The 13,805-nt window shown below is 64.3% G+C and carries 13 protein-coding genes; 11 read left to right on the top strand and 2 right to left on the bottom strand.

Annotated elements, in window-relative coordinates; all coding sequences use genetic code 11:
* Positions 1-3 precede the first annotated feature (3 nt).
* The 3 genes from FA87_RS11505 (at position 4) to FA87_RS11495 (ending at position 2,308) form a co-directional block, all read left to right on the top strand.
* Complete coding sequence (locus FA87_RS11505) at positions 4-465, top strand: YccF domain-containing protein (protein ID WP_036112241.1); 462 nt, start codon at positions 4-6, stop codon at positions 463-465.
* Positions 466-556: 91 nt separating this feature from the next.
* Positions 557-1,318, top strand: coding sequence for a hypothetical protein (locus FA87_RS11500; RefSeq protein ID WP_156128544.1), 762 nt, complete (start codon positions 557-559; stop codon positions 1,316-1,318).
* A gap of 33 nt (positions 1,319-1,351) precedes the next feature.
* On the top strand, positions 1,352-2,308 hold the full coding sequence (locus FA87_RS11495) for a PKD domain-containing protein (protein ID WP_081996580.1): 957 nt from the start codon (positions 1,352-1,354) through the stop codon (positions 2,306-2,308).
* Between the two features lie 132 nt (positions 2,309-2,440).
* On the opposite strand, the gene FA87_RS11490 is transcribed toward FA87_RS11495, so the two are convergent.
* On the bottom strand, positions 2,441-4,291 hold the full coding sequence (locus FA87_RS11490; protein WP_043694674.1) for a beta-galactosidase: 1,851 nt from the start codon (positions 4,289-4,291) through the stop codon (positions 2,441-2,443).
* 142 nt (positions 4,292-4,433) lie between these two features.
* On the opposite strand from FA87_RS11490, the gene FA87_RS11485 reads away from it, so the two are divergent.
* The 6 genes from FA87_RS11485 (at position 4,434) to FA87_RS11460 (ending at position 10,542) form a co-directional block, all read left to right on the top strand.
* Positions 4,434-4,901: an antitoxin Xre/MbcA/ParS toxin-binding domain-containing protein gene (locus FA87_RS11485; protein ID WP_036112250.1), complete on the top strand. Its 468-nt coding sequence runs from the start codon at positions 4,434-4,436 to the stop codon at positions 4,899-4,901.
* A gap of 363 nt (positions 4,902-5,264) precedes the next feature.
* Positions 5,265-7,748 carry a protease pro-enzyme activation domain-containing protein gene (locus FA87_RS11480; RefSeq protein WP_043694671.1) on the top strand — a complete coding sequence of 828 codons (2,484 nt, stop codon included), beginning with the start codon at positions 5,265-5,267 and terminating at the stop codon, positions 7,746-7,748.
* Positions 7,749-7,913: 165 nt separating this feature from the next.
* Positions 7,914-8,438 carry a 2'-5' RNA ligase family protein gene (locus FA87_RS11475; RefSeq protein WP_052191325.1) on the top strand — a complete coding sequence of 175 codons (525 nt, stop codon included), beginning with the start codon at positions 7,914-7,916 and terminating at the stop codon, positions 8,436-8,438.
* Between the two features lie 15 nt (positions 8,439-8,453).
* Positions 8,454-8,897 (top strand): hypothetical protein, encoded by a 444-nt coding sequence (locus FA87_RS11470; protein WP_043694668.1) that lies wholly within the window; start codon positions 8,454-8,456, stop codon positions 8,895-8,897.
* Between the two features lie 86 nt (positions 8,898-8,983).
* Complete coding sequence (locus FA87_RS11465) at positions 8,984-9,547, top strand: isochorismatase family protein (RefSeq protein ID WP_043694666.1); 564 nt, start codon at positions 8,984-8,986, stop codon at positions 9,545-9,547.
* Positions 9,547-10,542, top strand: a complete 996-nt coding sequence (locus FA87_RS11460; RefSeq protein WP_081996690.1) for a helix-turn-helix domain-containing protein — start codon at positions 9,547-9,549, stop codon at positions 10,540-10,542. Before FA87_RS11465 ends, FA87_RS11460 begins: the two co-directional genes overlap by 1 nt.
* 7 nt (positions 10,543-10,549) lie before the next feature.
* Here FA87_RS11460 and FA87_RS11455 read toward each other — a convergent pair whose 3' ends face one another.
* Positions 10,550-11,179, bottom strand: coding sequence for a GIY-YIG nuclease family protein (locus FA87_RS11455; protein ID WP_052191324.1), 630 nt, complete (start codon positions 11,177-11,179; stop codon positions 10,550-10,552).
* 497 nt (positions 11,180-11,676) lie between these two features.
* Here FA87_RS11455 and rimP point away from each other — a divergent pair, with 497 nt between their 5' ends.
* Both rimP and nusA read left to right on the top strand, forming a co-directional pair.
* Entirely contained in the window at positions 11,677-12,222 is a 546-nt protein-coding gene (gene rimP / locus FA87_RS11450; RefSeq protein ID WP_036117358.1) for a ribosome maturation factor RimP, read from the top strand.
* A gap of 44 nt (positions 12,223-12,266) precedes the next feature.
* Positions 12,267-13,781, top strand: a complete 1,515-nt coding sequence (gene nusA / locus FA87_RS11445) for a transcription termination factor NusA (RefSeq protein WP_036112267.1) — start codon at positions 12,267-12,269, stop codon at positions 13,779-13,781.
* The last annotated feature ends 24 nt before the right edge of the window (positions 13,782-13,805 follow it).

Here is a 13,805-nt window from a genome sequence, read left to right as displayed (position 1 = left end):
GACATGCGCACCATCTTCAACTTTCTCTGGTTCATCCTCGGCGGCTTCGTCATGGGGCTGGGCTGGTGGCTGGCCGGCCTGATCGCATTCATCACCATCGTCGGCATTCCCTGGGCGCGTGCGTGTTTCGTCATCGGAACGTTCGCCTTCTTCCCGTTCGGCAAGGAGGCGGTCAACCGGCGTGACCTCACTGGGCGCGGCGACATCGGCACCAGCGGCCTCGGCACGATCGGCAACATCATCTGGTTTCTGTTCGCCGGCGTCTGGCTGGCCATCGGACATGTGATGTCCGCGATTGCCTGCTTCGTCACGATCATCGGCATTCCGTTTGCCATCCAGCACCTGAAGCTCGCGGGCATCGCGCTAGCGCCCATCGGTAAGACAGTGGTCAGTATTGAAGTAGCCGATGCATCGAGGCGTGTGCAGGCGGAGGCTTCCGTACTCGGGATGCGCGGCTTCCGCTGAACCGGCGGCTTGCGCCCGGCGTCCTTCGTGCGAATACTCTCCGCCATCAGGGACTCAGGACGGGGACGACATGGTTCGGATGATGCGTTGGATGGGCGCCGCGCTGCTGGCGCTGTGCATGGTGGGATGCAATCAGGATGCGTTGGTCGCGAAGTTCGCGCCCCACCCGCAGTCTGAAATGGCGAAGAAAGCGCTGGACGACTGGCACGCGGGACGCAATGACGCATTGCGTGCCGAGATGGACCCGGCCTTCCGCGATCAGGCGAGCGACAATGCGCTGACCCGGATGACGGATCAGCTGCCGAAAGGCGAGCCGGATGAGAGCAAGCTGGTCGGGTCGAAGTTCTTCTCGCGGGATGGACAGACCCGCTACGACATCACCTACGAGTATCGATTCGCCGAGCGGCGCATGCTCGCTACGGCGACTCTGATGACCCGTGACGGCAAGACCGCGGTGGTCGGCTTGCATGCGTGGATGATCACGGCTGAGCAGGAGCGAGCCGGTGCGTTCACGTTGACGGGGAAAGGGCCGGCACAACTGGCGATGCTGTTTCTGGCTATCGTGCTTCCGTTGTTCTGCCTGGTTGTTTTCGTCATCTGCGTGCGTACGCCAAAATTTCGCTGGAAGCGGACCTGGGCCGTCTTTACCCTGGTTGGCGCGATGACGCTCCGGATGAACTGGGCCACCGGTGACATCCGTCTCTATCCGTTGTCTTTCCAGTTCTTCAGCGCTTCCGCGTTCAGAGACGGCTACGACCCATGGGTCATCGGAATCTCGTTTCCACTGGGCGCCGTGCTCTTCCTGCTGCGCCGCCGGCGTTTATCTTCGACGGTTCCCCCCGAGCCCTTGTGATAAACGAGCACGACATGCGTAGGAGCGACCTCCATGCGCGGCGACTCGTGGCGACGACACCTGTCGGCGTCGCCGGGGATCTTCGAGGGAAAAACCGCTGTTGACGCCTTCTTCCGGTCTGCCGCGCTAGCGTCACGCCGAATCGGCAGCGGGCAGGCCGAGGTGGCGCGAGTGGGTTATACCGATGATCCGGCCGGAGACGGCCGAGGGGAGAGGCGAATGGACAGCAACGCACGGATGGGCGGCCGGTCGGGCTTCGTTCTGGGGGCACTCGTCGCGATTTCCGCCTGCGGAAACGTGGGGAAGGAGGCTTCTGTGCCCCCGGAAGTGACGGGAAGCACTACGATGCCGGCTGCCGAGGTGGCGCCGCACCTCAAGCCTTATAGCGGACCCGTGGCCTTCTCGGTCGTGGCGGAGGGGCTGACGGCCTCCTTCACCGATGAATCCGAGGGCACGGTCCTGAATCGGACATGGGACTTCGGCGACGGCGCCACGTCCGTGGCCGCCGCGCCCATCCACGCGTATTCGCGCGTCGGCGTCTACGAGGTGCGCGAGACCATCGCGGATGGCGAGGGCAAGACGTTCGACCGGACGTTGCCGGTTCGCGTCATGCCTTTCCCGCCGGAGTTGCGCAACGGAACGGCGCGACCGGGCCTGTCGGCCGTTGCGACCTACGAGCTGCATTACTTCGCTCGTCCGCCCCTGGGGGCGTCTCACCTGGACATCGAATTGACGGGGCCGGCGGGGTTGGCCGAGCTCTACGTGAAGTTCGGATCGGTACCCACCGACAGCAGCTATGACTGCCATGTGGCGCTGACCGACGGTGCCGCTCGCTGCACCTTCGATGCACCGCGCGCCGGTCCTTATTACGCCCGTATCCTGGCGACGAAGAACTTTGCCGACGCTTCGCTGAAGGCTTCATGGAACGAGACGGTGGCGGAAGCCGGAGATAAAAAAAGCGGCGCATCGAGCGCCGCTCAAAATCACTGACCAAGTGGGGGGCGGTCAGTGACGTGTTGCGTGACACACGGCTCCGGGAGGGCCGTGCGCGGATGAACAATAAGCGGTATTCGGACGCCCGTCTGTCAGCGCTGTCCTACACGTATTCGGTAGGGAACCCTCTCACGGTGCTGGTTTGGTAGAGAAAACCGGGTTCGCCATGCCAGCGACGCTGTGCGAACCGCCGCCCTGCATCTCGAGAACGACCACGTCGTTCCTGCCCTTGTGCAACCACGATGCCGGCACGTACAACGATTGTTGTGGCCCGATTTCCCAGAAGCGGCCCAGATGGTGCCCGTTGATCCAGACGTTGCCCTTATGCCAGCCGCGCATGTCGAGGAACGTGCCGGCCACGGTGGGAACCTCGAGCGTGCCATGCCAGAACGCCGGGCCACCGGGAGCCGCACCCGAGCCGTACTTCAGGCCGGAAAGATCGTTCAGCGGCAGCGGATAGACCGTCCACTGCGTCAGATCCTCTCCAGCCAGCTGGACCGAGAACGTGATCCCCTTGTAGTCGTCCTCCATGCCGGGGCCGATGTTGATACGGCCCATGTTCTCGACGATCAGGTCGAGTGTGCTGCCTTTCTTCAGGTCGACGGGCAGGCTGTGTTCGTCCTTGCGCCGGTCCAGCGTTCCGATCGCATGGCCGTCCGTCAGCACGGTGGCGTAGTCGTGGACATCGTTCACGTCCAGCTTGCCCTTTGCGTCGTTGTCGAGCTTCTTGCGGTAGAGGATCAGGCCGTAGTTCTGCCCGAAGCTTTCCATCCCCTGCGGTGTCACTGAGGTCCTGGGCTGTGCCGAAAGCGTCGGCAGGGCATCGAGCAGGCCGACCGACTCACGCAGTTCGACGCGCGCCGTGGCGGTCGTGGGCGACGAAGCCGGCGGCTTCGGCAGATGCTCGCCCTTGGGCAGATGCGCGGCGATCACCTTGCGCAGCGCATCGTATTTGGGCGTGAGCCTGCCCGCTTCATCGATGGGCGAGTCGTAGTCGTAACTCGTGGTGACGGGCAGGTAATGCGCATCGTCGTTGTTGGCGCCGTTCATCCAGCCGAAGTTGGTCCCGCCGTCCACCATGTACAGGTTGAATGAGATGTCGTGGTCGAGCATCCAGCCGAGCGAGCCGGCGACTTCTTCGGTCGAGCGCGTCTTGTGCTCCTCGCCCCAGCGGTCGTACCAGCCACTCCAGTATTCGCCAGCCATCTTCGGCATGCCTTCCATCTGTGCTGCCGACCGCCTGAAGGCGCGCTCGGTTTTCGTGGCGTCGCCGGTGAAGTTGATGACCGAAAGCATGCCGGGCAGCGTGCCGCGACTCATCCAGGTGGGGCCCGGTCCGTTGGACATGAAGAAGGGAACGTCGAAGCCGGCATCGAGCATCTGCTGGCGGATGGCAGCCATGTAATCGCGATCGTTACCCACGTAACCGTATTCGTTCTCCACCTGCATCATCAGGATGGGACCGCCACGGGTGGATTGCAGCGGAGCCAGTTCCTGTCCCAGTCGTTTGAACCATGCGGCGCTGGCGCTGAGGAAACGCGCGTCGTACGAACGCACGCGGAGACCCGGCGTGCGCAGCAGCCACGCCGGGAAGCCGCCGAATTCCCACTCCGCGCAGACGAACGGACCTGGCCGGACAATCACGTTGAGGCCTTCTTCCTGCGCCGTGCGCACGAAGGTCGCAACGTCGTTGTCGCCGGTGAAGTCGAATTTACCGGGCTCCGGCTCGCTCACATTCCAGAAAGCGTAGGTGGTGATGGTATTCAGACCCATCGCCCGGGCCTTGCGCAGGCGGTCACGCCACTCGGCATGGGGGATGCGCGGGTAGTGCATCTCGCCGGAGCGAATCACGTAGGGCTTGCCGTCGAGCAGGAACTGCCCGTTCTCCACCGCGAAGTGGGCGGGCGCCGCGACGGCGGCAAGGGGCAGGGCGGCCGAGGCGGCGAGGCAGGTCGAAAGCAGCAGGGACAGTGGCTTCACGCGTGACTCCGGCGGGTGGAATCGCCCGACGGTACACAGGCTCGTTCCGCGACTGCAAGCGGAAACCGGTCCCGATTCTCAAGTCATGACGCTATGCGCTGTGGCACGTTAGCGGGCCACTGGTTACCCGGAGAGTGACGACATGGTAGTTTCCCCGCGCCGCAAAGGCGTTTCACCGGTCTACGCCGACATGGCACGCGCGACCCCGCTGGAGCGCGTCGAGATGATTCGCCGCGGATTGCCGCCTGAGCTGGTCATGGACCTCGCCTACGATCTGCGCCTGTCCGAAGACAACCTCATGCTCTACCTGGGCCTGCATCGGGTACGCGTTCGCCAGAAGGTGGTGGACGAAGATCGACTGTCGCCCCGCGAATCCGAAGGCGTCATGGCACTCGCGGTCTTCCTGGGCGAAACGCTGCTCGGTCTCGGGGCGGCCGTCGAAGGCGGTCCCGACGTGAACCTCGACGCCGCGGCCTGGCTGGGACGATGGCTGCGAACCCCTCACGCTGAACTCGAACATCGTGCGCCCCTGCAGTTCATGGATCTCGCGCAAGGGCGCGCTGTCGTTGCCGCGCTGCTCGATCAGGTGCGTGCGCGTCGATCCACCTGAGGGCGCATGCGGTCGTCCCGTTTTCGGCAAAGACGCAAGATCGTGCGAACGGGTCGGTCGTAACACATCGGTCCTGCACGCCTGCTCAGAGGCGTGGCGCCCCGCCGCCGTGCCTTATTCTGCGTGGTCCGTCACGTCACGCCGTCATGAGTTTCTGACTTCACCCGGCACGAAAGCTTCGCGAAAGCCTGAACCCGTCATGGCTTCAGGGACAGGGGAAAGACCCGGTGGAGCGGTGGGGTATTCGTATTTTCCTGCGTATTCGCGATTCGGGGCAGGGAATCCGAGGTGCCGCCGCAAAGCCGGACGTGTCAGGCCTGTCGCTTCACGGCAGGCCACTTACGGGCAGACGAAGGACCATCCATGAAGATTGAGAAGACCGCATTGACGGTTGCCATCGCCCTGGCGATGTCCTCCCTTTCAGCGCATGCGGAAGACGCCTGGGTCTCGACGCATACACAGGCGGCGATGTCACCGCCCGCCAGCACCCAGGTGCTGGCGGCGAGTTCGACCAGCGCGACGACGACCGGCAATGCTTATACGTTGAACATGACGGGCTCACCGCGGATCGACGGCGCCGCGGTCACGGCACTGGAAGCCGATCATCCGCTGCATGTGGAGGTCGCGCTGAAGTTGCGCAATCCCGATGCGTTGCAGACCTTCCTTGCCGACTTGACCACGCCGGGTAGCGCACGCTTCGGCAAGTTCCTTACGCCGTCGCAGTTCACCGAACGCTTCGGGCCGACGCAGTCGCAGGTCGACGCCGTCGTAGCCCACCTGCAGCAGGCCGGCTTCACCAACATCGAAGTCGCACCGAACCGTCTGCTGATCTCTGCCGATGGTACGGCGGGTGCCGTGACGAACGGGTTCCGCACGTCGATCAAGCGCTTCAGCGCCAATGGCCGTGAGTTCTTCGCCAACGATGCACCCGCACTGGTCCCGGCGTCGCTTGGTGACAGTGTCAACGCCGTGCTCGGTCTGCAGAACGTGTCCGTCAAGCACACGCTGCACCACGTATATCACCCCGAGGACGTCACGGTTCCCGGACCGAACGTCGGCACGCAGGCTGCCGCCGCCGTCGCTGCGCATCATCCTCAGGATTTCGCCGCTATCTACGGTGGCAGCGGTCTGCCGGCCGCCACGAATACCGCGGTGGGCATCATCACCTGGGGATCGATCACGCAGACGGTGACCGATCTGAACAGCTTCACCTCGGGCGCAGGTCTGGCTACGGTGAACTCCACGATCACCAAGGTGGGGAGCGGCACGTTCGCCAACGATCCGGATTCCAACGGCGAATGGTCGCTGGACAGCCAGGACATCGTCGGTATCGCCGGAGGCGTGAAGCAACTGATCTTCTATACCTCGGCCAACGGCGATTCCAGTTCGTCGGGCATCACCGACGCGGGTATCACCGCCTCGTATAACCGTGCCGTCACCGACAACATCGCCAAGCTCATCAACGTGTCGCTCGGCGAAGACGAAACTGCCGCGCAGCAGTCGGGTACCCAGGCGGCCGACGACGCGATTTTCCAGCAGGCCGTGGCTCAGGGTCAGACCTTCTCGATCGCTTCCGGCGACGCGGGTGTCTACCAGTGGTCGACCGATCCCACCTCGGGCTCGCCAGGCTACGTGGCGAATTCCGCCGGTACGGTGAAGATCGACCTGACCCACTATTCGGTGAGTGAACCGGCGAGTTCGCCGTACGTCATCCAGGTCGGTGGTACGACGCTGTCCACCAGCGGCACGACGTGGTCGGGCGAAACGGTGTGGAACGAAGGCCTCTCGGCGATCGCGCCGAGCCAGGGCGACAACAACCAGCGCCTGTGGGCGACGGGTGGCGGCGTCAGCCTCTACGAGGCGGCACCGTCATGGCAGTCGTCGGTATCCAGCTCGACCAAGCGCGTCGGTCCGGACCTGGCGTTCGATGCGGCTTCGTCCTCGGGTGCGCTGATCGTCGTCAATGGATCGACCGAACAGGTGGGCGGAACCAGCCTTGCCTCCCCGCTGTTCGTCGGTGCGTTTGCGCGCATCGAATCCGCGGCGAACAATGCGATCGGCTTCCCGGCGTCGAAGTTCTATCAGGCGTTCCCGACGCAGACCTCGCTGCTGCATGACGTGACCTCCGGTAACAACGGTTACCAGAGCCACGGTTACACCGCGGCGACGGGCTTCGACGAAGCGACCGGTTTCGGCAGCTTCGATATCGGTAAGCTCAACACGTACGCGCAGGCCAACTGGGTGACCGGAGGCGGCGGTGGCAGCACCAACGCGCCGCCGGTTGCGAACTTCAGTGTCGCGACCAACGGGCTCGTCGCCACCTTTACCGACAGTTCCACCGACAGCGACGGCAGCATCGCGTCGCATGCCTGGACTTTCGGCGATGGCAGCACCTCGACGGCTACCAGCCCGAGCCACACGTACAGCGCCGCAGGCACGTACAGCGTCGCTGAAACCGTGACGGATAATGCGGGCGCCACCAGCACGAAGACCTCGTCGGTGACCGTGAGCTCGTCGGGCGGCACCGGTGGTGGCACCGTGCTGCAGAACGGCGTCGCGGCGACCGGATTGTCGGCGGCGAAGAACGGCCAGCTGAAGTACTCCGTGGCGATCCCGTCGGGCGCGAAGAGCCTGAAGATCGCGATCTCGGGTGGCACGGGCGATGCGGATCTTTACGTGAAGTTCGGTTCGGCGCCGACGACGTCGAGCTACGACTGCCGTCCGTACGTGACCGGTAACACCGAAAGCTGCTCGTTTGCCTCGCCGCAGACGGGGACGTACTACGTGCTGCTCAATGGCTATGCCGCGTTCTCGGGCGTGTCGCTGAAGGCTACGTGGACTAACTGATCCGACGTGAGTGATGCTGTGGGGTCCGGTGCCTTTCCTGAGGGAGAGGCACCGGATTGTCGCCAGCGGGAATGGTGGGGCAGGGCATGCTCGATGAGCCGGCGTGGTACTGGCCGTCGCGCTAGCGCTGTCGCGGGACTGGTGAGCGGTGATAACGTGGCCGGCATGAGTCGAACCCTGCTCGCCCTGTTGGTGCCCGATGCCGAGCCACTGGTCGGCGACCTTCGTGCACGACTGGACCCCGCCGCCCGGCTGGGGCTCGGTGCGCACATTACGCTGGTCTATCCCTTTCTCGATAGCGAGGCGATCGACGACGATGTCGCGGAGCGGTTGCGCGATGTCGCGAGGCAGCATGCGCCCGTTTCGTTCGCGCTCGACGAGGTGGGTACGTTTCCCTCTACTGTCTGGCTGGCCCCCCGATCTGCCGAGGCCATCGTCTCGCTAGCCGCCGCGCTCGAATCCGCATTCCCCGACCGTCCGACCGCAGGGCGCGTCTTCGAGCGCTTCGTGCCGCATCTTTCGGTTGCGCGAAACATCCTTGGCGATCGCGATGCGGTGGTGGCGACGCTCGAAGACCGGCTTGGGTCGGCGCATGGCGTGGTGTGTCACTGCGCCGATGTCCATGTCATGACGCGCAGCGACGAGGGCTGGCAAATGCACTCACGGGTGCCTCTCGGCGGCGGCACGTAATCAGGAATCGACTCGATGCTCATTCAGGGTAGTTGTCACTGCGGAAACATCGCATTTGAACTGGACTGGCCCGGCGAGGGCGCTTCCGTGCCCGCGCGTGCCTGCACCTGCTCGTTCTGCGTGAAGCACGGTGGTGTATGGACTGCGCATTCCGATGCAAGGCTCAGGATCAGGATCGCCGGTGCGGACAGGACGTCGTCGTATGCGTTCGGAACCGGGACCGCGGCGTTTCATGTGTGTACGCGATGCGGGGCCGTGCCGGTGGCCACCAGCGATATCGACGGCGCGCGCTACGCCGTAGTGAACGTCAATACCTTCGATGACTTCGAGCGCAGTCGACTCACCACGGAGACGGTGAGCTTCGACGGTGAGGGGGAGGCCGACCGGCTGACCCGGCGCGCCGCGCGGTGGATCGGCCATGTAGAGATCGATTACCAGGATGCCGCCTTCGTGGCGTGATTTGTCCGCCAGCGGTCCGGGTCGTGACTCGCGCGCTTGCGTTCATGCGCGGAAACTGTCCTCATTCCCACGAGAGGAGCTCCGCCATGTCCGCTTCCGAAACCGCGCTGATCGTCATCGATGCCCAGGAGTCGTTCCGTTCCCGCCCCTACTGGCGGACAGACGACGTCGACGGGTATATCGAGCGTCAGCAGGCTCTCATCGATGGCGCGAAGCGTGCTGGCATCCGCGTGGTCCAGGTGTTCCATGTCGAAGATACCGGTCCGTTCAGCGAGGCATCCGGCCTGGTTATGCCGTTGAAGCCCTTGCGGATCGATGCCGATGCCGTCTTTCGTAAGCGGCGCCACAGCGCGCTGGTCGGGTCCGGCCTCGACGTATGGCTGACCACGAACGCTGTCCGTCGTCTGATCGTCTCGGGCATCCGCACCGAACAGTGCTGTGAGACGACGACCCGCCACGCTTCGGACCTTGGCTACGCCGTCGACTTCGTCGGCGAGGCGACGCTCACGTTCCCGATGGTGGATGTCACGGGTCGCGAGTGGAGCGCGGCCGAGATCCGCGCGCGGACGGAGCTGGTTCTCGCGGACCGCTTCGCCCGCATCGTGACGGTGGATGCCGCGCTCGAGACGCAGGCACTCAGGGCTGCATGATGCAAACGACACCTCGCCGGATCCCCGTCTATGTAGTCGTGCCGCCGCGGGTGCTGCTGCTGGACGTGGCCGGGCCCATTGAGGTGTTGCGCAAGGCCAACCTCGAGCAGGAAGCGGTACATTTCGATGTGGTCTACATCGGGCCTGCACGGACACTTGGGAGCTCGGTGGGTATGACGATATCGGGCATCCGGCCCATGCCGGCGCGACTGCCCGACGATACGCTGGTCGTGGTGCCGGGCCACGCGGACCTGCCGCTTGGAGAGCCGGTGACCGGCGACGCGCAGCATGCCGCGCACGAGCAGGCCATCGTCGACTGGCTGCGCCGTTCGATCCGTCCTGGCATCCGCGTGGCGACGATCTGTTCCGGTGCGATCCTCGCGGCACGGGCCGGCTTGCTCGACGGGCATGCATGTACGACCCACCACGGTTGCACCGATCAACTGGCGCGTGAGGCACCTTCCGCTCACGTCCGCGAAAACCGCCTTTATGTCGTGGATGGCGAGCGCCTCACCAGTGCCGGTATCACCGCTGGAATCGACCTGATGCTGCACGTCGTTGCCGGCCTCGCTGGCGCGGCCGTCGCGGTCGCCGTGGCGCGCTTTCTCGTCGTTTATCTGCGGCGCGCAGGCGACGATCCACAACTGTCACCGTGGCTCGAGGGCCGCAACCACATGCATCCCTCCATCCATCGCGCACAGGACGCCGTGGCCGGCGATCCCGCCCGCGAGTGGACGGTGACGGCGCTGGCGCGCGAAGCGGCTATCAGTCCGCGACACCTGTCCCGGTTGTTCAACGAGCATGCGGGGATGAGCGTCATCGACTACGTAAACCGCATGCGGGTGGCTCTGGCCAGCGAATTGCTGTCAGGTTCGCAGCTGGGCATGGAGGCGGTCGCCGAGCGTTCCGGTTTCGGGTCGGCAAGGCAGCTGCGTCGGGCGTGGGGGCGGTGGAACGCGTTGCCGCCGAGCCGGTCGCGCGATCTGGCCTCTTGATGCGTCGTTAACCGAACAGGCGGCGATGCTCGCCGTTGGCGTACCACTCCAGCACGCGATCGGGTACGAGCGCGTCGATCGTCAGTCCAGCGGCGGAGAACATGTCCAGCGTATCCAGCAGTGCGCGGCGCAGTTTCGGCGCTCCCGGGTCCCCGGGCGCGTTGTGCGTTGCCCAGTCGAGCGTATCGACGACGCGCAGCGACCAGTCGTGCAGAAGATCGGCCCGCGCATCCAGGTAGCCGCGTAGCCAGGGGCTCAGACTCCGCTCCAGCGAAAGACTCTCCGCGGCGGCGATCTCCCCGAGCAGCGTGCCGACCTCCCCGTGCACGCCGCGATACCATTCGGTATGCCCGGCGGCGGAAACCGGTACGACCAGCGGGGCGTTGGCGCGCTGCCCGGCGAAGGCCTCGATGAGCCGTCGCTCGATACGTCGTGCGTGGATGACCCGTTCGGCGTCGAGCAACATCCCGCGATCCAGATCGAAAAAGTCGAAGAACCGACGGTGCAGGGTGCTGAAGCGCGTGAACGGGTCACGCGAGAAGCCGACCTTCAGCAGGTCTTCGTCACGACATGGCAGCACGTAGACATACGCGCGGCCTTGTGAGGCGAAGCGGGGATACGGTGTTTCTTCATGCATGGGGAAAGGATCGCCTGTCGGTGTCTCGCCACGTGCGATACGGAACCGGCAGCGCGGCAGGTCTGGAACGGGCAGGCGTACGCAACTGCATGAATTTATGGACGAATCGGGAGCACGGACGCGCGGAGCGCTACGTGACGTTCCCGACGGCAACGCTCCGTCCGCGTGCGGTCCGACGGGCTCGGGCGGACGCGGGTTCAGGTCCGCGACCTTGCATGACGGCGGTAAAATACGATAGACTCAGTGAATCTTAAGCGCCATTGACATCGGTTACGGCCTTTCGTCGCTGGCTGCTTCAGGAACTTTCTTTTTACAAGAAAGCCTCCTCGTGAGGCTTTTTTGTTGGGCGCACGGAGGCGTCCTGCGACATTTTCGTGAGCGCCGTCAGGGCATCGCGGCGTTCGCTGGAGGAAAGTGTCGGATACATCGGCGACGTAATGGAATGGGCCGCTCGCGCCCTTTTTTTGTTTCTGGCGAATGGAAAAACCGCAGGTAACGTGGATACCAACGCACTTTCACAACGCTTTTCAGACATCGTGGCCGAGCTCGGCCTCGAAGTGCTGGGTATGGAGTTCGGTCCGTCCGACGGACAGATGACGCTGCGCGTCTATCTGGACGTGCTCGAGGCCGAGCGCGAACGTCGCAAGGGCGCGGAGCTCCCCGTCGAGGTCGCCGTCGAGGATTGCGAAGCGGCAAGCCGCGAGTTCTCGGCTTACCTGGACGTTGAAGATCCGATCCCCGGCAACTATGTACTGGAAGTCTCCTCTCCCGGTATCGATCGTCCCCTCTTCACGGCGGAGCAGTTCGCCCGTGTCAGTGGTCAGGAGATCAAGGTGCTGCTCAAAGCCCCGGTCGACGGTCGCCGTCGCCTCAAGGGCAACGTCGTTGAAGTAAACGGCGAGCACATTGTGGTCGAGGGCGAGGCTGGCCGATTCGAATTCGAGCATGCGGACGTCGAAAGCGCCCGCGTGGTTCCCGACTGGGTGGCACTCGGCTATGCGCCGCAGCCGAAGCCCACGCCGGGCGGTAAGAAACCTAAATAACGATTGATGGGGTGCCGCGGGGCATCCTTACGGGAGTAGCGGCAATGAGCAAAGAACTTTTGCTGGTAGTCGACGCGGTCGCCAATGAAAAAGGCGTGCCGCGCGAAGTGATTTTCGACGCCATGGAAGCGGCGCTGGCTTCGGCCGCGAAAAAGCGCTACCCCGAGGAAGATCCGGACATCCGGGTCGAAATCGACCGCAATACGGGCGACTACGAGACCTTCCGTCGCTGGGAGATCATCGAGAACGACGGCGAGATGGAGGATCCGTCCTACCAGATCCGCCTGATGGACGCCGAAGACGAAGCCGGTGAAGGCGAAGTCGCCGAAGTCGGTGGCTGGATCGAGCATCAGATCGAAAACGCCGAATTCGGCCGCATCGCCGCGCAGGCCGCCAAGCAGGTGATCGTGCAGCGCGTTCGCGAAGCCGAGCGTCAGCAGGTCGTCGACGCCTTCGTCGATCGCGTGGGCGAGCTGGTCACCGGTATCGTCAAGCGCGTCGAGCGCGGCAACGTCTACCTCGATCTGGGCAGCAACGCCGAGGCGTTCATTCCGCGCGACAAGACGATTCCCCGTGAGTCGGCCCGCGTCGGCGACCGCGTCCGCGGTTACCTGTACGAAGTGAAGTCGGAAATCCGTGGTCCGCAGCTGTTCGTCTCGCGCAGCGCGCCGGAGTTCATGATCGAACTGTTCAAGCTCGAGGTGCCGGAAGTCGGTCAGGGCCTCGTCGAAATCAAGGGCTGCGCCCGCGATCCGGGCGACCGCGCCAAGATCGCCGTGGTCGCCCACGACAGCCGCACCGATCCGATCGGCGCCTGCATCGGCATGCGCGGTTCGCGCGTCCAGGCCGTGTCCAACGAGCTCAACGGTGAGCGCGTCGATATCATCCTGTGGCACGAGAACCAGGCTCAGTACGTCATCAATGCGATGGCGCCGGCCGAAGTGCAGTCGATCATCATGGACGAGGAAAAGCACTCCATGGATATCGCCGTCGCCGAGGACAAGCTGTCCCAGGCGATCGGTCGCGGTGGTCAGAACGTCCGCCTGGCGAGCAAGCTCACGGGCTGGCAGCTCAACGTGATGACGCAGGATCAGGTCACCGCCAAGAGCGAGGCCGAGCAGGCCGCCGCCCTGGCGCTGTTCCAGGACAAGCTCGAAGTCGACGAAGAAATCGCCAGCATCCTGGTGCAGGAAGGTTTCTCGTCGATCGAAGAAATTGCTTACGTGCCGAGTGCCGAGCTGCTGGCGGTGGAAGGCTTCGACGAAGACATCGTCGAGGAACTCCGTGCCCGTGCCCGTGACGCCCTGCTGACCGAGGCGCTCGCCGCCGAGGAAGGCGTCGAGGAAGTCGCGGTCGACGAAGAACTGCTCGGCCTGGACGGCATGGACGAAACGGTCGCTATCGCGCTGGCGGACCGTGGCATCAAGACGCTCGACGACCTCGGCGATCTCGCCGTCGACGAGCTCATCGATATCGAAGGCATGACGGAGGACCGCGCATCGCAGCTGATCATGGCTGCGCGCGCTCCGATGATCGCCCGCCTGGAGAAAGGTGGTTAAGCGCGAGACCGGAAGCGTCCTGGA

The sequence above is a fragment of the Luteibacter sp. 9133 genome (assembly GCF_000800155.1).
GTDB lineage: Bacteria > Pseudomonadota > Gammaproteobacteria > Xanthomonadales > Rhodanobacteraceae > Luteibacter > Luteibacter mycovicinus.
Note: the sequence above shows the minus strand (reverse complement) of the source record. Positions and strands in the feature narration are given on the sequence as shown.

Coding starts and splice junctions, on each gene's coding strand:
- FA87_RS11465 (WP_043694666.1), top strand. CDS start 8,984: ATGTCCGCTTCCGAAACCGCGCTGATCGTCATCGATGCCCAGGAGTCG.
- FA87_RS11475 (WP_052191325.1), top strand. CDS start 7,914: ATGAGTCGAACCCTGCTCGCCCTGTTGGTGCCCGATGCCGAGCCACTG.
- FA87_RS11480 (WP_043694671.1), top strand. CDS start 5,265: ATGAAGATTGAGAAGACCGCATTGACGGTTGCCATCGCCCTGGCGATG.
- FA87_RS11460 (WP_081996690.1), top strand. CDS start 9,547: ATGCAAACGACACCTCGCCGGATCCCCGTCTATGTAGTCGTGCCGCCG.
- FA87_RS11485 (WP_036112250.1), top strand. CDS start 4,434: ATGGTAGTTTCCCCGCGCCGCAAAGGCGTTTCACCGGTCTACGCCGAC.
- FA87_RS11495 (WP_081996580.1), top strand. CDS start 1,352: ATGCGCGGCGACTCGTGGCGACGACACCTGTCGGCGTCGCCGGGGATC.
- FA87_RS11455 (WP_052191324.1), bottom strand. CDS start 11,179: ATGCATGAAGAAACACCGTATCCCCGCTTCGCCTCACAAGGCCGCGCG.
- FA87_RS11470 (WP_043694668.1), top strand. CDS start 8,454: ATGCTCATTCAGGGTAGTTGTCACTGCGGAAACATCGCATTTGAACTG.
- FA87_RS11505 (WP_036112241.1), top strand. CDS start 4: ATGCGCACCATCTTCAACTTTCTCTGGTTCATCCTCGGCGGCTTCGTC.
- FA87_RS11500 (WP_156128544.1), top strand. CDS start 557: ATGGGCGCCGCGCTGCTGGCGCTGTGCATGGTGGGATGCAATCAGGAT.
- nusA (WP_036112267.1), top strand. CDS start 12,267: ATGAGCAAAGAACTTTTGCTGGTAGTCGACGCGGTCGCCAATGAAAAA.